Raw genomic sequence first — 20,145 nt, 5'->3', positions numbered from 1 at the left:
AGCGATGCTGCCTGCTGGACGTTCAGCGAACGTGTTACTGGGGCCAGCATCCAAGCTAGAATCAGGCCGAAAAAAGTATTACCTGCTGCTGCAACACCGAAGAGGCTCAAGAGGTAAGCGGCGACGAACAAACCCCCGCCTGAGCCTAAAAGGAGTAGTTTATGGAAGCCCATAAGCGGTGCACCGTCTGCTGAGAGACTAGGACTTGTCATTGTTCTCTCCTGACAATGGAATTTTTGAGTGTTGACAGCGCGGCTTCGCAAACATGGCGGTCGGGAACCCTCTCAAAAATTCAGGGAGCGATGGTTTTAGGTATGTTGCTCCACTATGATGCATGTCCTTTGAATCTCGGCTTAAGCTTCAATGCCAGCTTTATATTGTCCCCACATGAGATTCAGATTGACGCCAAGGGTTACGAGCGGCTCGGGTGGATTCGCGCAAGGGCCTGGCGACTTCAGCAGAAACTCAATAAGCTCGTTATCCTGCCCCGCAAGCCAGTCAGCCATCAGTTTTCCCGTCGCAGTGCCACGGGTTACCCCCAAGCCGTTGCAGCACAGCACGCCATACACGTTAGGCGCCAACTGACCGAAGTAACCTTCGTGGTTTCGAGACAAAGCGAGTGCACCACCCCAGGTATATTCGAGGCTCACATTGGGAAGCATCGGGAATCGGCGGGTGAACGACTCACGGTGCCGTTTCACGAAGCGCGTGGCGTACTTGCTGTTGCACCTTCCATCCGCGTTGAAGCTGAAGCTATTGCGGATCAGGATGCGATTGTCAGGTGTCCGTCGGACTGTGGTGCCGAAAGGATCGGCTGGGATCACGCCCCAGTAGGGTTTGCCGCCTAGCTCAGCCTGCTCTTCGTCGGACAGGGGGCGGGTGAGGCTCCCATACGTGAACACTGGGAGCATACGGCCTTTCAAGAAACCGAAATGCATGCCAAATGCGTTGTTGCTGAGGATGAGTTTACTGGCTGTGATAGAGCCGCTCTGGTGGCGCAGGACAACCTTTTCCCCGTACTCGACGTCGGTTATCGGGGTGTTTTCATACAGCACTACATTGGCTGGAAGGCATTCCGCTAGCCCTTTGACCAGGGCCGATGGTTGGATGAGTGATGTCCCCGGTGTGAAAAGGGCTTTGCGGTAGAAGCGCGTGCCGATGTGGTGTGGCAATTCATCCGCTTCGATCATCTCGTAAGGTTGGCCCAGCTTGTCAAGGCCACTGCGGTAGGCGTCCAACACTGCTATACCACGGGATTCGACGGCGGCTTGGTATTTGCCACAGTGCTTCATCTGACAGTCGATGTTGAACTGGCCGACCAGTTCTTTCAGAGAGTTCAGACCGAACTGATTAAGCTTCAGAGTGGTCTGTGCGATACCGATGTCGCCAATGTAATCATCCGCACCGATATCGTGCGGCAGGTCGATGGCAAAACCAGCATTGCGACCCGAAGAACCCAACCCCACTTCTTGGGCCTCGATCAGCGCGATTTGATCATCAGGGAAATTCAGTGCGAGTTGTCGGGCAACGGCAAGACCGGTAAAGCCTGCGCCGACTATGGCCCAGCGCACACGGGTAGTGCCCTGATGGGCTGCGTGCACGCGGCGTCCTTTGCTCAAGTGATACCATCCGCAGGTAGCGTCATCCGCTGGTAATGAAGTGATTTTTGTCATTATGGGGATCCTGAAAGGTGGGCTTGAGCAAAACGCCGAAAATGGTAATGGCGCAATCTCAATGAGCGCGCTGAGCGCCGGGCTGATCGCTAGATTTCATACCGGATCTCTTTGGAAGGTGGGTGACCAAAAAAGGCTCTATATGACCGGCTGAAATGGGTGCAGGACACGAAGCCGCAGGCGATCGACACATCGAAGATCGAAGCATTGGAATTCTGTATGAGCCGGCGAGCCTCAGTTATTCTGAGCTGGAAGTAATATTTCTGAGGTGTAGTGCTCAACTGATATTTAAATAGTCTCTGGATTTGTCGGGCTGAAAGGCCAACCAGCTGGCCGATTTGCAATTGGCTTAACGGCTCCTCAAGGTTGGACTCCATCAGCGTGATAACTTCTCGCAGCGGTTTGCTCACCTTATGATGCTGTGGTTTCTGAAAGCTACGATGTTTGCTCTGGTCTGAATCTAGGGTATCTAAGACCGCGTTTGCGAGTCCGCTGCACGCGCCGTAACCTAACCAGCGAATCATCATGTCAAACGCACCATTCGGCGTGGCCGACGTCATTCGGTTTCGGTCTAGTTCCAAAGGTTCTTGGGATACGACGGCGTAGGGCGCGCGTTCAGCCAGAGCAGTGCGTTGCTCGGCATGTATAGCGCATCGGTAGCCATCGAGCAGCCCAGCAACGCCAAGATACCAGGCGCCATTCCATAGGCCGCCAAGGGCGATGGGAAGCTTTGATAGTTTTTTAAGCAACGACGATAGCCAATTGGGTACAGTGCGGGCCGCACGAAGACCGCCACAGATAACTATGAGGTCCAGGTTGGACAGCCGGACGTCTGTGAGCGGCGTATCCGGACGGATTGGAATGCCCAGGTCGCTCATGACTTCAGCATGGTTGTGGCTAAACGTATGCACATGGACAGCACCTGGGCAGATGAGATTGGCGGTTACCAACACATCCAATGCCTGGGTGAAGCAGGGCAACGAAAAATTTTCAAGTAGTAGGAAGCCCACGCGGGATGTCCTGCGCTCGCTGAATGCTTGAGTAATAAAGCCCCAATTGCGATCGGCAAACGTACGGCTGAATTCTCTTGTAATTGTTTTCATTAGGGCACCTAGCAACCCAAGCCCAATGCTTGACTAACGTATTGAATTAAAGCGCTTTGTGGTTAAAGCGGTTGATCATCAGGTCAGCCTCTAGCTTATGATCGCCCCATGACCGAGTCCAACGACATTTGTGCGCTTTTTTGGATAACGTCGCGTTATCGTTCCAAGACCACGGCGTGCTTGGGGCCGCGAGTCATAAATGCCTTCAGCTAAATGGCTTAGCGGTCTGCAGAAAGCGGCTTGGTAAGAATTAGCTATTGGGTTTTCGAGATTTCAAGGTGCGGGCGGCTGGCTTGAGCCTGGTAAAAATGCTCAAACATCTCATTGAGCATGAACGTAGCGCTGACGCCATCGCTACAGGCCATTCTATATTCGTCAAACTGCCATGAGAGGTAGCGCCTGCGCTTTGGGGTTGTGGGTTCGATGGAGAATCTACCGTCACCTTCTATGAGGCACTCATAACCGTCGGTCAGTCCAGCCGCTGCCAGATGATAGGCACCGTTCCATATTCCGCCCAACAACCGGCCCGCTTCAGCGGCGCTGATCAGCTGCTGTGTTAGCGCTAGGTTGGTGTTTAACTTGGTATCAGAGCCGCCTATCAAAATGCTCACCTCATATTCACTGAGGTGGATGCTGCCAAGCGTAGTGTCAGGCGTTATCGAAATGCCTAGGTTACTCATGCAGGATGACTGCAGGCCTACCGTTGTGCATGATACAGCGTCAGTACCGAGTCTTCTTTTGGCTGTTGATAGGGTCTCCATTGTCGCGCTCAATGAGCTGAGGTCAAAGCCGTCCAAGACAATAAGTACAATACTCAAATGCCTGGTTGGTCGGCTGGTGCGCCTATTGATAACGTCATGCATGGCAGTCGGCTTTGCTCAGGTTAAAGGCCAATAATTAGCGTGGCAAGGTGTGCGCCAGTCCTCTGGAGCTGCGTGTTAACATACGGTCGGAGTTAATGGAATGTCCAGAGCGTTGAAAAATATAGTTGACATAACCTTCAGTTATGTCATTGGTAATTTTTGTGGTGGTGTACGGTTATTTTTTGCTGCGTACTATGTGCGGGTAGACGTAAGTGCAGCGGTTGAGAAGGGTTAAAAGAATGTCGCAGAGGCACGTGGATCCAGATACCTTACTTCTCAAGATGCCTTCGCTGCGGGCAGTAAAAGCCTTCGTGGCTGCAGCCAAATACGAGAGCTTCACCCGCGCAGCAGAGGCGCTGTGTGTATCTCAGGCGGCCATCAGCCGACAGATCCGGGAGCTAGAGGAGTACCTCAACGCTCCTTTGTTCGTTCGTGTGGGGCGAACGGTGGAGCTTACGCCTGCAGGGGCCGTGTTTTTCGATGCTTCAAAGATTTCTTTTGTAAACATCGCTCAGGCTGCGGAACGGATCAAAAATGCGCCTATCGATAAACACGTTTTGACAGTGGCCTGTTCCCCCGCGTTTTCAGCACTTTGGCTTTCGAATCACATCAAAGACTTTCGTGCCAAAAATCCGGATATAGAACTCAATCTCATCACGACCCAGAATTTTCACGCGCGAGAGCCTGGCATCGAGCCAGATATCATCATTTCAAAATTCATTGATGTGGGTGAGGGGTATTCGTTACACCCGCTGTGCCATGACATCATTTACCCGGTCTGTTCTCCTGAATACTTGGACCGCAATCCCGGGATTACGACGTTGGAAGGGTTGCGCAGCTCAGAGCTTCTGGACCTGAGCCCTTATGGCCGGTCGGGTGTGGCAGAACACGTTGATTGGAGCGTATGGCTTGCTTTTAAAAACGTAGATATTGATGAGCGAAGCGCGGGGAGTCCGCCGCTTTTTCATGCGAACGACTATAACCTTATTATCAGCATGGCCCTCTCAGGCCAAGGCGTGGCGTTGGGTTGGGATCAGTTAGTCGGGCATATGGTTGAAAGTGGTCGGCTTGTACAGCCGGTCAAAGACCGGGTGACGTTACGCAATAGTCTTCATTACTTGGCCTGTCGTGAGAACGCTATTGCAGGGAATGCTTGTGGGCGTGTTAAAGATTGGATGATGTCTAAATTCTCCTCCTGGAAAGCCAAAGGTGAAACTCATAACCTGTGATTATCAATTCGGCATTGAAAATGTAGCTTGAGCGGTTGCGGGGCGTTGACCTACCCTTTGCAAAAGCTTGACGCCAGGTCACGCCTTCGTTGAATAAGTTTTTCGCCTATTAGCCACGCTACCATACGGCTATTTACAAGAATAATGTTTTAGTCAGTTGTGCCCGTCGATATCGGCACGACGCATGGAGGATAATCATGAATAGCAACGAATCCGTCATTGGCCTGATACAACAGCGCAAGCCTCGGCATGTCCTGCCTCGTGAGCTGTATTTCGACCCTGAAGTATATCGACAGGATCTGGAGCACATCTGGCATAAAGACTGGGTCTTCGCTGGCCATACCTTTGAAATTCCAAAGGCAGGTCAGTACTTCACCCTACAAATCGGCGACTACCCGGTCGCCGTTGTACGGGGCAAGGATGGAGAGGTTCGAGCTTTCCACAACGCGTGTCGGCACCGGGGAGCGAAGGTCTGCGAGCATGCAACTGGCAAGGTGGCCAAACTTGTTTGCCCGTACCACAAGTGGACGTTCGAACTCGATGGTAATTTGATTTACGCTGGTAATATGGGCCCTGAGTTCGACCGTACCCAATATAACCTCAAGCCTGTGCATGTGGAGATCGTCCATACTTACATCTACGTGTGTGTGGCAGAGAATGCACCGGACTTCTCTAGTTTCCGTACAGCGGTTTCACCGTTCATTGCTCCTCACTTTCTAGAAAATGCCAAGGTTGCGTTCGAATCCAATCTCATCGAAAAAGGCAACTGGAAACTGGTATTTGAGAACAACCGTGAGTGCTATCACTGTGATGGCACTCATCCTGAGTTGCTCAATTCCTTCGTGGAGAACCTGTCGGTCGCGGGCGTAGGTGGCAATGATGATCCGGAACTGGTAGCCCACTGGGATCGTTGCGAGGCGGCGGGCATGCCGAGCCGGCTGAACATGGATCCACAGGGCCGTTTCCGCATGACTCGGATTCCGCTCTCCGCCGGCGCTGTCAGTTATACAATGGACGGCAAACCTGCTGTGGCCGGGCGTCTCGACAAGAGCGGCGAACCAGATATTGGTGCCCTGCTGTATTTCAATTACCCATCGACCTGGAACCACTTTCTCGGTGACCATGCATTGAGCTTCCGTGTTCTGCCAATCGGTCCGGGTGAAACCTTGGTGACGACCAAGTGGCTGGTGCCAGCGTCTGCTGTCGAAGGTGTAGATTACGATCTGGATCGCCTCACCAAGGTCTGGCTGGCGACCAACGACCAGGATCGTCGCCTGGTTGAGGGGACCTTTGCCGGGGTCTCGTCTCCGGCGTACGAGCCGGGTCCTTTCTCCGAAAACGCAGAAAATGGTGTCTGCCAGTTCGATGACTGGTACTGCTCGACCATGCTGGAGCGCCTGGAAGGACGTCCACAGTTGAAGTCGGTAGGCTGATGACGACTTGGTCGTTACGGCGCCTGGCAGTCAAGGGTAAAACGCGCTGACAGGCCCTAGACCAAGCGCCCCGACACGTTCGCGGCGTTTGGTCTTTTGTGCTGAACGGCAGGCTCTTGCGGCCATCAACTGGATATTGAGCAGGCGCTGATCGCCCGGTTGAGGTTTTACGCAGTCACGCTCAGTCTTGTCAGCGACATTTAGGTCAGCCAGGGGTAAGGCTAAACACTTGGGCTTGAGATCGCCATAGAGATTACGTTTGAGGTGTTATGCCGGGGATGGGCGCTTAATGGTGTGCGGCCTTACCTTGGATGCAGTCCCTAGGGGCCAGCGGCGCATCTCGGTATGCGAGCATTCTCTGCGTGGTTCGGTGAATTACCAGGTCCTCACGATGTCCGTTTTCGTCGATTTCTCAGAAGACGTTGATGGGAAGCTCTGTAATCAATCTCATCTCGTCGATGTCGACGTAGCGATAGCCACCCGTCGCGCGATGAGTCGACTGCCTGAGTCGGAAGGACATCTCTTTAGCAGGGCCAGACTGAATCACATAGCGGATGTCGAAGTCCCGCTCCCAGTGCTTATTGTTTTTGTCAGCGTCGTAGATATGCCGCGCGGTATAGTAGGGATTAGTGCTGTGAGCATTGTCCATGTTGTCCCCCCTGACGTACCTTGCTATAAATGACAATCCCGGTATTCCTAGTGCTGCGAAGTCATAGTCATAGCGTAGCTGCCAAGAGCGTTCATTTGCTTCGGTGAAGGTGGCATATTGAACGGCGTTACCGATTGTTATGGTTCCACCCATGGTGCCGAAGCCGATCCAGTCCAGGGGTTCATCACCGTTGATCTGCTGATGGGTCAGGGAAAAAGTATGGGCCCCGGTAGCATATGCGGTTGAAAGTGACCATGACGTGTTGTTGATGGGGCCGGCAACGCTCCGCCCGTAATCCAAAGTGCGGTAGATGTTAAAGTCTAATGCAAGGCGCCTGCCTGGGTCGATTGCATAGGTGTATTTCGTGTTGGCGTAGTACTGGTGCCAGGCATCTTCAAGTTGTCCGGCGTAAAGCGTAAATGACAAGCTGTCGTTCTGGTACCGGCCACCAACGAAACTCGCAGAGTCATCAGTACGATCGTTTACGGTTGGATTGATGAACTGCTCGAACAGGTAGCCATTGGCTCCATGTATTTCAATACCGTCGAAGCCTGCTTCCATAGCCCTCGCTGCGGCACGGACGAAATCAGCTTTGATGCCAGCAATTTCCGCGACGGACAAGGCACGCGGCTTACTGGCCTGGACAGGGCCTGGCTGATGGTTTTCATCGTAAGCGTACGCATTGGAATTAGCTGCCAGCTTCGCGCTGGAGGAGACAGGCGCTTCGCCGCTAGGTTGCAAGCTGGTGTGTGAAACACGGCCCACATGCCACAACTGGGCGAAAATGCACCCCTCTGCCTGGTGGACGGCTGCGTTGACCCTTTTCCATCCTTCGACTTGTTCTTGCATATACAAGCCAGGGTTGAACAGGTAACCACGACCTTGCATCGAAACGGGTACACCTTCGGTGATGATCAGCCCCGCACCAGCGCGTTGCTGGTAGTACAACACGGTCAGCTCATCGGGAACCGTCGTTTCAGCGCGTGCGCGCGTCATGGGGGCCATGACGACGCGGTTCTTCAAGTTGAGGCCTGATAAGGGGAAGGGTGTAAAAAGCTTGCTCATTATGGGGTCTCTCGATGGAGCGCTTCGACACGCTGATCGGAACAATATACGGTGTTCATCATTGTCGATAACCATCTTGCGATTCCAAACATTATGGAATTGGAGTCCATAATCGGTTATTGTTTTGCCGGCGTGACGCCTGTAGCCTTCAATGAACGCATGCCCTTGAGTGCATGTTGTCGTCATATTGCGGCCTGCAAAGGGTGAGCTAAATGCCAGGTGTTTATACCGACTTTGACCCCGCGCGCCTGCGCTGTCTTGATCTGAATAAATTAGTCGTATTTATCGCCGTTCATCGTTCGAGCAGCGCGAGCGATGCGGCAGCTACGCTCAGTGTCACCCAACCTGCTATTAGCAATACGCTCAGTGATCTGAGAGATTTTTTTGGTGATGAACTGTTTGTTCGCAGAGGAAAGCGGTTGCACGCTACACCACGCGCTGACGCCATTGCCCGGTATCTTGAGCACTCGCTGATTGAAGAGGTGTTTGGTAGGTTCTCAATTCAATTCAGGTGAGTTCAGCTCAAGCAGATGGCGTCACGACGCGACGCCTGTTGTGAACGCTGGTCAGTACATTTTCTTTTACCAAAAACCTTCAGTTAGAACACCTCCGTGCGCTGTGCATATCGATGCCTACGCGACCATTATGCTCATCGATGAGTCACCGGCGAGGGTGACGCTATCGGAGCGAAGCTGCTGATCAAAGCTCTCAACATCGGCGTACTCCAGGAAAGGCCGCATCTCTCGGTGCTGAAAAACGGCTTCGGCTAGAACGAAAGCCGCCATGGCTCTTGGCAGCTTCGCGAAGGGCATTGGCGAGTTCGCTCCCATGGACTTCATGTCTGATACTGCCGAAAATCGCTCATGCAGTGTTCAACCTAGCCAACGCAGTGGGCTCATGATTCGGCAGCATGGCGGTTACAGCTGGTCGGGGTCGGGCGAGCAGCGGATATAGTGGGACCCTCACCGCCTTTGTTGGCCTCGTTATCTACGTTATCTCGGACGGTTCGTGATTGTTGGCGCGCTGGTGAAGTCTGAGACCTTTACCACGGTGGGTTTCGATCACGGTCGATGAGTTCAACGATCGCAAAACGTTACGCAGATAATTGAGCTGCACCTCAATGCGTTTCGTACCCGGGTCGAAATTGAAGCCCCATACATCCTCAAATATAGTTTGACGGCTGACAATCTTATTGGCGTTGCTAAGCAAAAGAGAGAGAAGCCTGAACGGTGTGGCCTTCATAACGATGCGCGTATGAAGGCAGCTGGCCTCCCGCTTACCAGGGTTCAGATTCAGGTCGGCGTAGGAAAGATTACGCTTGTTCGAAGCTGTGGCTCTCATGCAGTCTATCAATCCCGATACGGTCCAGGTCAATGTTCTTCAAGCGTCTAGCCATTTTTACAGTGTCCTTTACCAGCGCTACAGAAGGCCTGACGCGAGCTCTGAGACAATATCCTGCTGAGCCGCGTGCAGCTATTGAAAAAAATCCTGCGACTAATTCAGTTTCTGAATCGCTTGAGCGCTCATTGAGAGCTGAGGTGGTGTATTCTGGCCACTTGAGATCGACGACGCGCCGTTCCAGGTCGTTCTCGAGGCGGGCCGTCACCGCTGTGTTTCGATAGCGCGATCCGAATCCTTACTCCGAACGGTATATAGTAATAGTTTGAGGGTAGCTTTATGCCGCTACCCTCAATGTTGGCGAAGTCCGTAGGCAAGGAGCTAATCGGTACGCGCTCCGGTTTATAGGTGCGCACACTGATATTGCCCTTACCGTATCAGATGGACAAAAGCTTGATTTCGCGTACTTGAACATCCTCCCATACACGATTCTCCATGTAGGGCTCAGAGGCCAGCCACTGATCCAGGCTTGCGCGCGTCTCAAATGTCAGATGGACGTTAGAGCCAATCATCTTGCCAGCGTTGTCGAGCAGAGCGCCCGCGCTCACGAGCTGGCCCTGAACGGCCAACGCCTTCAGCCGTTCCACGTGATCGTCTCGGCTCTGGATGCGGCGCTCCAAGGCATCGTCGAAGTCATATGCGATAATAGCGAACTGCATGGGGTTTTCTCTCACGAAGGAGGTGCTGGCAGTCCAGCACCTTTAGGTCAGTGCTGCGATTGCGGTTGCAGGTGGTGGGTTGGAACTGAATCAGCAAGCACGGCAGGCCTTGACGACAGGGCTGCGATTGCCGCTATCAAAGCGAGACCTCCTATGAAGCATGCCACCGGAACCCAATCGTCGCCGTTGGACATCAGCGCGTAGCACAGACTTGGCGAGAAGCCGGCAACGATGAAGCTCAGTTGGGTCGCCAGGCCGACGCCGGTGTAGCGCACCCGAATGCTGAACATCTCTGCGTAGAATGATGGCCACAGAGCGTTGGGGGCGCTGTAAAGCACGGACTTCAGTACAATGGTGCTGAAAATGATCAGACCGATGCTTGCGGTGGTGATTGACCACAGGAAGAAGAACACCCCCGCACTACAAGCGAATGCGCCAACCGTAAAAATTGTCTTGCGCCCAATTCGGTCTCCCAGCAAACCGAACAAAGGCTGGCAGATCAAGGCTACTGCTTGGCTCGCTGCAATTGCAGAAAGCATCGACGGGCGGTCGATCCCCTGGTTGTTGGTGGCCCAGGACAGGCCGAAAATCATCACAAGGGAGGAAACCGAGCAGATCAATGCGCAGCAAAAAACAGTGAAGAAAGCGCGACGTTCGTTGCGCATGAGATCGACGACTGGCGGAAGGTCATTTGCTGGCTTGCTCGCTTTGAATTCGGGGCTTTCTTCGACGCCCCGGCGGATGATCCAGGTGATCACGACCATGACTGCGCTGAGCAAGAACGGAACGCGCCATCCCCAGCTCAGAAGCTGCTCTTCACTTAACATGGATAAAGGAATGAAAACCGAGGTGGCGAGAATTGACCCCATAGAGGCGCCATTGATCAACCAGCTGGTGTAAAACCCCTTACTTTTACCCGGAGCATGTTCCATCGTCAGCAAGCTCGCACCCACTTGCTCGCCACCTGCAGAGAACCCTTGCAGCAATCGACAGAATACCAGTAAAGCGGGGGCCCACGCGCCGACTGTTGCATAGGTAGGCAAAAGGCCAATGGTAAACGTGGCGATGCCCATCAACAGCAGTGTCATCATCAGCACTTGCTTGCGGCCCCATTTGTCGCCCAGGTGCCCGCAAACCAATGCGCCGATCGGGCGCGCTATGTAGCCAACCCCAAAGGTGGCAAGTGCAGCAAGGGTTCCCGCCATAGGATCGTTGGAGGGGAAGAACAGGGTACTGAAAACCAGGGCTGCGGCAGAGCCGTAAATAAAGAAATCGTAATACTCGACGACGCTTCCCAGGAAGCTGCCGAAGGCAGCCCTTTGGGCCATGCGCCGATGGCGTGTGGCTTCTGAATGCATGGTGACACCTTTATTGTAATTGTCTTTTTAGGAAACTTAGGTAACTCAGCGACTGCCAAATGGCGCGAGCTGGCTCCCACCGCAGACATGGATGACTTCGGCTGTCACGAATGCGGCGTCTTCGGATGCCAGATATGAAGTTGTTCCAGCGATGTCTTCTGGCGTGGCCAGGCGCCCCAGCGGTGTATTGCTGATTGATCCTTGCGCCATACGCTCAAAGCTCTCGGCATCGCGTCCATCCAGTGTGAAAGCGGAAGGTATGAGGCCGGGTGCGATGGCATTCACCGTGACGTTGTGTTCAGCCAATTCACGGGCCAACGATCGTGTCAGGCCTACCAAGCCAGCCTTGCATGCCACATAAGCTGGAGGGCCGCCTGCGACCCAGCACCGCGAAACCATGTTGATTACCCGACCACTGGCTTGGCGCTGCCAGTAAGGTGCGACGTGCTGGCAGATCAGGGCTGGAGCGCGAAGGTTCACGGCCATCATGTGATCCCACTTCGCTACATCAAAGTCGTAAACAGAGCCTCGATGGTTGACGGCGGCGTTGTTGACCACGACATCGATGCGACCGAACTTCTGACCCGCCTGGTTTACCATCTCACTGATCGAGGAGGGGATGCCAAGATCAGCCTGGACTGCAACTGCAGATTGGCCCGGCGCCAGTTGAAGCTGTTTGAGAAAGCCTTGAGTCGTTTCCAAGTCGATATCGACTGCGGCAATGTTCAACCCATCTTTGGCTAAACGAACGCAGATCGCGCGCCCCAGTTCTCCAGCAGCGCCGGTAACGAGTGCAACCCGGCGATTTTCATTTGTCGTATTCATGGGCACGGTACCTCAAGGCTTGTGTCGGAAGCGACGGTGGTCATTTTCATGTAGCTACGCACCAGATCCCGGTTTCGGGACAGTTTCGATACGTCGGTACGGCTCGAGTCAAAGTCCTCAATCGAAATCCAATCGTCGAAGCCATTTTCCTGGAGCGTTTTCAGCATGGATCGAAGTGGCAGAACCCCCTCATCCGGCGGACACCATTCCCAGCTCCAGCCCTCGCCCGGGGCCTGCGGGACGTATGCGACATTCTTGACCTGCACGTGGGCGAGGTGATCGCCCATCAGATCGAGGGACAGTTGCACATCCTCTCGCCCCTCGATTGCCAGGTTGCCGAGGTCGTAAATTATTCCTAGCTGCTGCGTGGGATAGTGCTCAGCGACTCGCATCGCAAGCGAAGGGCTTGAGCATATGGTTCGCTGGTGGACTTCAAGCGCGAGCTGAATGCCAGCTTTTTCGGCGAGCGGCACAATGGCATCCAGGAAGTGGCGCATCTTGGAATAGCTCACGGCGTACCGCTGATTCTGGTAACCAGGCGCCCAGAGTCGGAGCCGTGCTTGACCCGCTTGCGCCGCGAGGTCGATCAGCAGGCGAGCATTTTCACTATCGCCAACCTCCAGGTAAGGACTAAGGCCGAAAATGTCCAGTCCATGCGACTGGCAGTGACGGTAAATACGATCCACTGCCTTGAGGGTAGGCGCCACTGTGCAGCGATTATTGCTTCGTGCGTCCCATGGCCGCCCGCTATCCAGGCCATCAATATTCGCCACCCGCCATTCCACGCCTTGATAGCCTTCTCGCGCTAAATGCTCCACGAGCTGCTCTGGAAGAAGGTTGGGTAACGAAGCGCTAGAGACGCCTAGGCGCGGCCTTTTTTGTTGTGTCATTTGAACAGCACCTTTATCACACCCTGAACTGATGGAGTGAATCGATGCTAGCTCAAACCCCTGGTTGATTAAATTGATATAAAAGCCACCTTTCATTAACCTGCAGGTTGATAAGGGAGTTATTGTATGAAGCCATCCTCCATCAGCCTGCGTCACTTCAAGGTGTTCCTCGCGGTCGTCAGCTCTGGCAGCCTTGTGACGGCTTCCGAGCTTCTTCACATCACGTTGTCGGCAGTATCTAAAAGCATCAAGGAGCTTGAGCAGGCACTCGATGCCCAATTGCTGGTGCGTGGGCGTAAAGGCATACAACTGACGCAGGCGGGTGAGGCCTTCGGCAAACATGCGTCTCAGACCATGGCCAGCTTCAGGCTGGCTTTGGAGGACGTGAAAGATGCGCCTCAAGCACCACAGATTCTGAAAGTTGGTGCATTACCGACTGCAGCGGGTTACATGCTTGCACCCGTCGTAGAGCAGATGCGTCAGCGATACCCGCACATTCGGGTGCAGGTAGCTTCCGGCATTTATGATTACCTGGTGGGCAAGTTGCGCACGCGTGAGCTCGATTTGATCGTTGGGCGCTTGATCGGACGGGACATGGTGGGTGTAGTGTTCGAGGCACTCTACGAAGAAGATCTGGTGCTTGTGGTACGCAACGGCCATCCGCTCACGCAGCGTCGCCATCTTGACCTTGATGATCTGCGTCCTTTCACGCTCGTCGTATCCCCGCACGGAACCTTGGTGCGTATCAGCGTAGACAATTTTCTACTCTCTAAAGGTGGGGTAGAGGGTTTTCGAATACAGGAGTCTCTGAGTGAGACATTCTCGCGCGTGTACGTGCAGGATTATGATGGAGTCTGGTTCGTTCAGCGGGGTGTGGTCGATCTGGATCTGCGCATGGGGCTGGTCAAGCAGCTACCCTTCAACAGCACGCTTCTTCGAGCTCCGATCGGGCTAACGTCCCCGACAGACCGGCCTTTGTCAGAGGCGGCCACTTTTTTTGCCGACCTGCTGAGGCAGTGGTGTACACAATCTCAACATTAGGCGAATAGGCGGATCACTGACCAATCGGGTTGCCGGGTATCCCACATGGGGTGGGCTGATCATAAACCTAAGCGCTGAAGGCACGTGCCACCAAGGTTGGGCCGGAAACGCTTTCACTCATGGGCGGGCGTCCTTGATCAGAGAGAGCTGATGGTCGAGCGCGGCCTCGTCGCCGCAGAGGATGACGCCGTCTGCAGCCAGTGCGCCGCAGGCGGTAATGGCGCCTTCCTGGGTGAGGGCGCGGCAGGCCGGCAGGTACAGCAGCACCTGAAAGCCTGCCTGGCGTAGCTGCCGGGCGGTGGTCTTGACGCAGTAGTCCAGGGCCAGGCCACCGACGATCACTGCACCAACCTGCTGCACTTTGAGGTATTCGATGACACCTGTGGAGCGCCGCTCGGCCAGGTCGTGGTAGCAGGCACCGTAGGGATGCAGGTCGGGTTCGACGCCTTTCCACACGAAGTAGTCGTAATCGATGGGGGCGGGCAGGCCGGGCAACAGTTCGAAGCCCGGCGTACCTGGCACGCAGTGGCTGACCCAGGTCAGGTCGGCATTGGCCAGCGCCAGGGGTTGCAACATTTGCCCAGGTTCTGTGACCACCCACGCAGCATTGGCTGGGTGCGCGTCCTTGCTGCCCAGGCGCAGGTCGGCGCGTCGGGCCATTGCATTGAGGTCGGCGGCAATTTCATTGCCTTCGGGCACCGGCAATTCCTGTGGGGCATTGGCGGTGAAGCCGTTTTGCGCGTCGACATCGAAACTGGCGATTTTCATGGGGCTCTCCTCGGTAGGCTGGCCATATAATTCACCTGATGGTGGCGGGGCTGGGGCCAGTTGGCGTTTTTGACCTGGACAGCGTGTTGGGCCGCAAGCTGCTGCTGCCGTTCGATCTCAACCTGCTGATATCGATGCATTGTGGCGATGCAGGCGTACCTCGGCCAGGCCGTGAACAACACCTCGCTGCGCAAGCGCCTGGAGCGACTGCGCGAGCTGGCATGGGTGCGCGATACGGCGGAGAAGAATCAGCCGCGGCTCGGCAGGCCGCAGCAGTTGTATCAATATACGCCACAAGGTGATCGGCCGTTCATGTTCGACCGTAGCTTGCTGCCGGAGGGCTCATAGTGTTCAGGCCCCGCACGTTTCACTCGATGGCCAGCGGAGCACGACACAAACCCTGAGCAGCCTGCGCCGCCCAGGGTGATAGAAGGCCTGCCCGTCACGGCGCTTGGTCGGAGCTACCCTTGCTCGGCGTTGGCAGATTTTCAGCCGGTATCCTTTGCGCTGGCTGACACCCTGCAGAGCAGCTGCCACACGCGTCACTTGCGCAACCACCGGTTGCCGACGATCTCAAACGGCGCCACAGGCTGCGCGCGCAGCCGAGCAGCACGAGCGCTACGATGGCGTACTGCACCAGGAGGCTCATGAGGCGGCCCGAACGATGCTGTAGGTCAGCCACGCCATGACGTACGCCACAACGAACATGTAGCCAAACGCCAAACCCACCTGCCGCCAGCTGGCAGTCTCCTTGCGGATCACCGCCAAGGTCGACATGCATTGAGGCGCGAATGCGAACCAGACCATCAGCGACAGCGCGCTGGCCATCGAGATCTGTGCCGACAACACGTGGCCAAGCGACGACACATCCTCGGCGCTGGCCACTGAATACACCGTCGCCAGCGTTGCCACCGCCGTTTCCCTGGCTGCGAAAGCCGGGATCAGTGCCAGGGTAATCTGCCAGTTGAAACCCAGCGGAGCAAAAAGCGGCTGCAGGGCTTTGCCCAGATAGCCCGCCACGCTGTAATCGATAGCGGCTCCGGCTGCACCGGCGGGGGGCGCTGGGAATGTCGAGATGAACCACATGATGACGGTGAGGGCCAGGATCACCCCGGTGAGTTTCTTCAGAAACAGATAACCACGCTCCCACAGTCTCTGGGCCAGGTCCCTTGCGCAGGGCATCCTGTAGGCCGGCAGCTCCATCAGTAGCAGCGGTTGCGCCATGGCCGTGGGCCTCAGGCGCTTGCATACCCAGCCTACGGCCATGGCGCCGACGATCCCCAGCACATACAGCGCAAGCAGTACCAGCCCCTGCAAGCCGAGCACCCCGGCTATGGTCTTGTCGGGTATCACCGCGCCTATCAGAAGGGCATACACCGGCAAGCGTGCCGAGCAAGTCATCAGCGGCGCTACCAGTATGGTTGTGAGCCGGTCGTAACGGTCGCTGATGCTGCGTGCCCCGATGATGCCCGGGATGGCGCAGGCAAAGCTCGACAGCAAAGGGATGAACGAGCGGCCCGACAGGCCCACCCCTCGCATCAGTCGATCGAGTATGAACGCTGCGCGGGGCAGATAACCGGACTCCTCCAAAACGAAAATACAGAAGAACAGCACCAGAATTTGCGGCATGAAACCCAACACGGTGCCCAGGCCACCGATCAACCCGTCGCACAGCAACCCTTGTAGCGGGCCGGCAGGTAGAAGGGTACGGGTCAGCGTTGCCAGCATGTCGAAACCGTCAGCGATGGCGTCAGTGATGGGTTTACCCACCAGGTAGACGCTTTGAAAAACCACCAGCATGACCGTCAACAGCACTAAAGGGCCCACCAGGGGGTGGATCAGCCATCGGTCAATGGCATCTACGCGTGTATCCCCCACCTGCGGGGTTACCACGCAAGTGGCGAGAATCTGACGAACCCGGGTGTGCAGGTCCTCTTCCATCGGTACCGCTGCAACCTGGTGTTCGCAGGGTGCATCGAGCGCCTTGAGCAGCTCGTCAGCCCCGTCGCGACGAACGGCGATGGTTTGCACGACAGGCGCATTCAGCGCCGCTGAGAGCTTGCGGGTGTCGATGCATATACCGCGCTTGCGCGCAGCATCGGCCATGTTCAAGACCAGGATGATGGGGATGCCGTAACGTTGGACTTCAAGGACGAAACGCAGGTGCAAACGCAGGTTGGTGGCGTCTACGACGCACAGCAGCAAATCGGGGCGAGCCTCGCCGGGGTAGTCGCCCTGAAGCACGCGCAGTGTCACCCGTTCATCGTCGCTTACGGCAGACAGGCTGTAGGTGCCCGGCAAATCGAGAACCCGGCAGGCTCGGCCTGACGCTGTGCGAAGCACGCCCTCTTTGCGCTCGACCGTCGCGCCAGCATAATTCGCCACCTTTTGCCGCGCACCGGTGAGCACGTTGAACAGGGCTGTCTTTCCGCAATTCGGGTTGCCGACCAAGGCTAAGCGGGTCCCGGACATCAGACGGCGACCTCCACCACGATGCGCATGGCTTCATTGCGGCGCAGCGCGAAGCGGGTGCCGGCAACCTGTACCAGAATGGGGTCTGCTCCCCACGGTGCGCGCGCCACTACCGTTACAGGTTCACCGGGGACAAATCCGATATCCTGCAGGCGCTGGCTGAGGCAATCAGAGGTGTCCGCCTTCAGAACCTCGGTGACGAACGCTTTTTGCTGATGCGGCAAATCGCACAGATACATCGAACTACCCATGATGTTAATGATTCGGATTTGCGTTGATGCTATTGGCCGCGCAGGCCAGATACAAGGAATGTGAAGATATCTTCACGAAAGCCAGGCACCTGGTGTATCTGTTTGGGGCGCGAGGCGCAGATGACCTTAATCAACCCTGCTCACAAGGACCTGACCGCATGAAAGCACCCTTGACCTTCTGCCTGCTGGCAGCCATGACCGGCACGGCCCTGGCCGCGCCCCCCGTTTCGCGCCTCGATGAGGTGCTTCAGCGCGGTACGCTCAAGGTCTGCACGACGGGCGACTACAAGCCCTATTCTTCCCTGCGTGCGGACGGCAGCTATGAAGGCATCGACATTGCCATGGCACAGTCCCTGGCCAAGAGCCTCGATGTGAACATTCAGTGGGTCCCCACCACCTGGAAAACCCTGATGCCGGACTTCCTGGGCCAAGGCTGTGACATTGCAGTCGGGGGCATTTCGGTGTCACTGGAGCGGCAGAGGAAGGCATTTTTCAGCGAGTCACTGGGCGTCGACGGCAAGATCCCGCTGGTACGCTGCGCCGATGTGCAGCGTTATCAGACCGTGGCGCAAATCAACCAGCCCCAGGTCAGGGTGATCGAACCCGCTGGTGGCACCAACGAGGCGTTCGCACGGGCGCATCTGGGCCAGGCGAGCGTACGCCTGCACGATAACGTGACGATTTTCGACGAGCTGCTGTCGGGCAAGGCCGATGTGATGATCACTGACGCCAGCGAAGCCCGTTATCAGCAGAAGCTCAAACCCGGGTTGTGCGCGGTCAACCCGGAGCGCGCCATGCAGTACAGCGAAAAAGCCTTCCTGCTGCCTCGCGATGATGTGGCCTGGAAAGGCTACGTCGACCAGTGGTTGCACCTGAGCGTGGCCAACGGCAGCTACGACAGCATCACTGCGCAGTGGCTGGCGGCGCCCTGAGGCTGCCACAACCGCCCGTTTCCAGGCGATTGTGATCGTGCCACGCCCTGCGCCCTCTGCCGGGTCAGGCAGCGGCGGCGAGCTTGGCGCTGGTCTGGCGACGGCGATAGGCACTGTCGCGGCTCGCCAGCCACCAGTACAGCGGCGAAGTGATCAGCAGGCCCACCAGCCAGGACAGGTCGGCGCCGTTGATGTGCTCGGAGATCGGCCCCACGTAGAGCGGCGTGTTCATGAACGGGATCTGCACCACGATACCCACGGCATAGGCGGCCAGCGCCTGCGGGTTGTAGCGCCCGTAGATACCGCCATCGACCTTGAAGATCGACTGGATGTCGTAGTCGCCCTTGTGAATCACATAGAAGTCGATCAGGTTGATCGCAGTCCACGGCACCAGCACCACCAGCAACACCAGCACCATGTCGACGAAGTGGCCGATGAAGTCCGCTGAGGCAAACACTGCCACTACGCAGCAGGCCGCCAGCACGATCAGCGACAGTACCGCACGGCTCTTGGCGGTGGGGATCCAGCGGTAGGCGAAGGTCTGGATCAGGGTGATGATCGACAGCACTGCGCCGTAGAGGTTGAGCGCGTTGTGGCTGATCACGCTGAGCAGGAACAGCACCAGCATGATCGGGCCGAGGGTGCCGGTGGCGAGCTTGACCGCATCCATGGTGTCCATGCCGGCGGGGATCGCCAGCACCGCTACGGCGCCGAAGATGAACGACAGGCTCGAGCCCAGCGCCGACCCCAAGTAGGTGGTCCAGAAGGTCGAAGATACCTTCACGTCAGCCGGCAGGTATCGCGAGTAGTCCGACACGTACGGGGCGAAGGCGATCTGCCACAGCGCCGCCAGCGACACGGTGGCCAGCCAGCCGGCCAGGTTGAAGCCGCCGCGGGTCAGGAAATCGTCGCTCTGCACGTGGCTGAAGATGTAGCCGAAGCCGACCACGATGCCGATGCCCAGGACCCAGGTGCCGATGCGGTTGAGCACGTGGATGAAGCGATAGCCGATGATGCCGATGATTCCCGAGCCCAGCGCGCCGATGACGATACCCACCGGTACCGGCACGCTGTCTACCACGCCATGCAGCGATTTGCCGGCCAGGACGATGTTGGAGGCGAAAAAGCCGATGTACATCACCCCGGCGATCACCACCACCAGCAGTGCCCCGAGCGAGCCGAACTGGGCGCGGCTCTGGATCATCTGTGGGATGCCCATTTGCGGGCCCTGCGCTGAGTGCAGTGCCATCAACACGCCGCCGACCAGGTGGCCGACCAGAATGGCGACGATGCCCCACAGCAGGTTCAGGTGAAACAGCTGCACGCCGAGCGCGCCGGTGACGATGGGCAGCGGCGCGATGTTGCCGCCGAACCACAGCGTGAACAGATCCCTTACCTTTCCATGGCGGTCTTGTGGCGGCACGTAGCCGATCGTGTGTTTTTCTATGAGGGGTGCCGAATTGGCTGCACTGGTCATGACTGACTCCAAGGCAAGGTGGGGCATCGGGTGCTGCCCGGGTGCGTGCCGGCGAAGGG

The 20,145-nt window shown here is 56.4% G+C and carries 18 protein-coding genes and 1 pseudogene; 6 read left to right on the top strand and 13 right to left on the bottom strand.

Annotated elements, in window-relative coordinates; genetic code table 11:
• Window positions 1-353: 353 nt before the first annotated feature.
• The 3 genes from ACIPZC_RS04230 to ACIPZC_RS04220 all read right to left on the bottom strand — a co-directional run bounded on the left by ACIPZC_RS04230 (window position 354) and on the right by ACIPZC_RS04220 (window position 3,639).
• Window positions 354-1,673: an NAD(P)/FAD-dependent oxidoreductase gene (locus ACIPZC_RS04230; RefSeq protein ID WP_400625038.1), complete on the bottom strand. Its 1,320-nt coding sequence runs from the start codon at window positions 1,671-1,673 to the stop codon at window positions 354-356.
• An 89-nt stretch (window positions 1,674-1,762) separates the two neighbouring features.
• Window positions 1,763-2,776, bottom strand: coding sequence for a GlxA family transcriptional regulator (locus tag ACIPZC_RS04225; RefSeq protein ID WP_400625036.1), 1,014 nt, complete (start codon window positions 2,774-2,776; stop codon window positions 1,763-1,765).
• Between the two features lie 254 nt (window positions 2,777-3,030).
• Entirely contained in the window at window positions 3,031-3,639 is a 609-nt protein-coding gene (locus tag ACIPZC_RS04220; protein WP_400625035.1) for a DJ-1/PfpI family protein, read from the bottom strand.
• 239 nt (window positions 3,640-3,878) lie between these two features.
• Between ACIPZC_RS04220 and ACIPZC_RS04215 the strand changes: the two genes are divergently transcribed.
• Window positions 3,879-4,868 (top strand): LysR family transcriptional regulator, encoded by a 990-nt coding sequence (locus tag ACIPZC_RS04215; protein ID WP_400625033.1) that lies wholly within the window; start codon window positions 3,879-3,881, stop codon window positions 4,866-4,868.
• Window positions 4,869-5,065: 197 nt separating this feature from the next.
• The gene (locus tag ACIPZC_RS04210; RefSeq protein WP_400625031.1) at window positions 5,066-6,301 is read left to right on the top strand and encodes an SRPBCC family protein; all 1,236 of its coding nucleotides are present in this window, start codon (window positions 5,066-5,068) and stop codon (window positions 6,299-6,301) included.
• A gap of 412 nt (window positions 6,302-6,713) precedes the next feature.
• On the opposite strand, the gene ACIPZC_RS04205 is transcribed toward ACIPZC_RS04210, so the two are convergent.
• On the bottom strand, window positions 6,714-8,015 hold the full coding sequence (locus ACIPZC_RS04205; RefSeq protein ID WP_400625029.1) for an OprD family outer membrane porin: 1,302 nt from the start codon (window positions 8,013-8,015) through the stop codon (window positions 6,714-6,716).
• A 212-nt stretch (window positions 8,016-8,227) separates the two neighbouring features.
• Between ACIPZC_RS04205 and ACIPZC_RS04200 the strand changes: the two genes are divergently transcribed.
• The gene (locus ACIPZC_RS04200; RefSeq protein WP_400625027.1) at window positions 8,228-8,530 is read left to right on the top strand and encodes a LysR family transcriptional regulator; all 303 of its coding nucleotides are present in this window, start codon (window positions 8,228-8,230) and stop codon (window positions 8,528-8,530) included.
• 472 nt (window positions 8,531-9,002) lie between these two features.
• On the opposite strand, the gene ACIPZC_RS04195 is transcribed toward ACIPZC_RS04200, so the two are convergent.
• The 5 genes from ACIPZC_RS04195 to ACIPZC_RS04175 form a co-directional block, all read right to left on the bottom strand.
• Window positions 9,003-9,356 carry a winged helix-turn-helix domain-containing protein gene (locus ACIPZC_RS04195; RefSeq protein ID WP_400625025.1) on the bottom strand — a complete coding sequence of 118 codons (354 nt, stop codon included), beginning with the start codon at window positions 9,354-9,356 and terminating at the stop codon, window positions 9,003-9,005.
• Between the two features lie 434 nt (window positions 9,357-9,790).
• Entirely contained in the window at window positions 9,791-10,072 is a 282-nt protein-coding gene (locus ACIPZC_RS04190) for a YciI family protein (protein WP_400625024.1), read from the bottom strand.
• 47 nt (window positions 10,073-10,119) lie between these two features.
• A complete protein-coding gene (locus ACIPZC_RS04185; protein ID WP_400625022.1) occupies window positions 10,120-11,430 on the bottom strand; it encodes an MFS transporter in 1,311 nt (436 codons plus the stop codon).
• Between the two features lie 45 nt (window positions 11,431-11,475).
• The gene (locus ACIPZC_RS04180; RefSeq protein ID WP_400625020.1) at window positions 11,476-12,255 is read right to left on the bottom strand and encodes an SDR family NAD(P)-dependent oxidoreductase; all 780 of its coding nucleotides are present in this window, start codon (window positions 12,253-12,255) and stop codon (window positions 11,476-11,478) included.
• Complete coding sequence (locus ACIPZC_RS04175; protein WP_400625018.1) at window positions 12,252-13,145, bottom strand: sugar phosphate isomerase/epimerase family protein; 894 nt, start codon at window positions 13,143-13,145, stop codon at window positions 12,252-12,254. Before ACIPZC_RS04175 ends, ACIPZC_RS04180 begins: the two co-directional genes overlap by 4 nt.
• Before the next feature lie 126 nt (window positions 13,146-13,271).
• Between ACIPZC_RS04175 and ACIPZC_RS04170 the strand changes: the two genes are divergently transcribed.
• Entirely contained in the window at window positions 13,272-14,186 is a 915-nt protein-coding gene (locus ACIPZC_RS04170; RefSeq protein ID WP_400625016.1) for a LysR substrate-binding domain-containing protein, read from the top strand.
• Window positions 14,187-14,303: 117 nt separating this feature from the next.
• Here the strand turns inward: ACIPZC_RS04170 and ACIPZC_RS04165 are convergent, their stop codons facing one another.
• Window positions 14,304-14,954 carry a nicotinamidase gene (locus ACIPZC_RS04165; protein WP_400625014.1) on the bottom strand — a complete coding sequence of 217 codons (651 nt, stop codon included), beginning with the start codon at window positions 14,952-14,954 and terminating at the stop codon, window positions 14,304-14,306.
• A gap of 144 nt (window positions 14,955-15,098) precedes the next feature.
• Between ACIPZC_RS04165 and ACIPZC_RS04160 the strand changes: the two are divergent.
• Window positions 15,099-15,302: pseudogene (locus ACIPZC_RS04160) on the top strand (NUDIX hydrolase); the annotation flags it as partial.
• A gap of 297 nt (window positions 15,303-15,599) precedes the next feature.
• Here the strand turns inward: ACIPZC_RS04160 and ACIPZC_RS04155 are convergent.
• Together ACIPZC_RS04155 and ACIPZC_RS04150 are read right to left on the bottom strand one after the other, a co-directional pair.
• A complete protein-coding gene (locus ACIPZC_RS04155) occupies window positions 15,600-17,426 on the bottom strand; it encodes a ferrous iron transporter B (protein WP_400625012.1) in 1,827 nt (608 codons plus the stop codon).
• Window positions 17,426-17,665 (bottom strand): FeoA family protein, encoded by a 240-nt coding sequence (locus ACIPZC_RS04150; protein ID WP_241805830.1) that lies wholly within the window; start codon window positions 17,663-17,665, stop codon window positions 17,426-17,428. Before ACIPZC_RS04150 ends, ACIPZC_RS04155 begins: the two co-directional genes overlap by 1 nt.
• Window positions 17,666-17,835: 170 nt before the next feature.
• Between ACIPZC_RS04150 and ACIPZC_RS04145 the strand changes: the two genes are divergently transcribed.
• On the top strand, window positions 17,836-18,609 hold the full coding sequence (locus ACIPZC_RS04145) for a transporter substrate-binding domain-containing protein (RefSeq protein ID WP_400625010.1): 774 nt from the start codon (window positions 17,836-17,838) through the stop codon (window positions 18,607-18,609).
• Window positions 18,610-18,673: 64 nt separating this feature from the next.
• Here the strand turns inward: ACIPZC_RS04145 and ACIPZC_RS04140 are convergent, their stop codons facing one another.
• Window positions 18,674-20,086 (bottom strand): cytosine permease, encoded by a 1,413-nt coding sequence (locus tag ACIPZC_RS04140; protein ID WP_241805828.1) that lies wholly within the window; start codon window positions 20,084-20,086, stop codon window positions 18,674-18,676.
• Window positions 20,087-20,145: the final 59 nt, after the last annotated feature.

Origin of the sequence: Pseudomonas sp. NPDC089743 (genome assembly GCF_044748785.1) — a bacterium.
In the GTDB taxonomy this organism is placed as follows: Bacteria; Pseudomonadota; Gammaproteobacteria; order Pseudomonadales; family Pseudomonadaceae; genus Aquipseudomonas; species Aquipseudomonas putida_X.
Note: the sequence above shows the minus strand (reverse complement) of the source record. Positions and strands in the feature narration are given on the sequence as shown.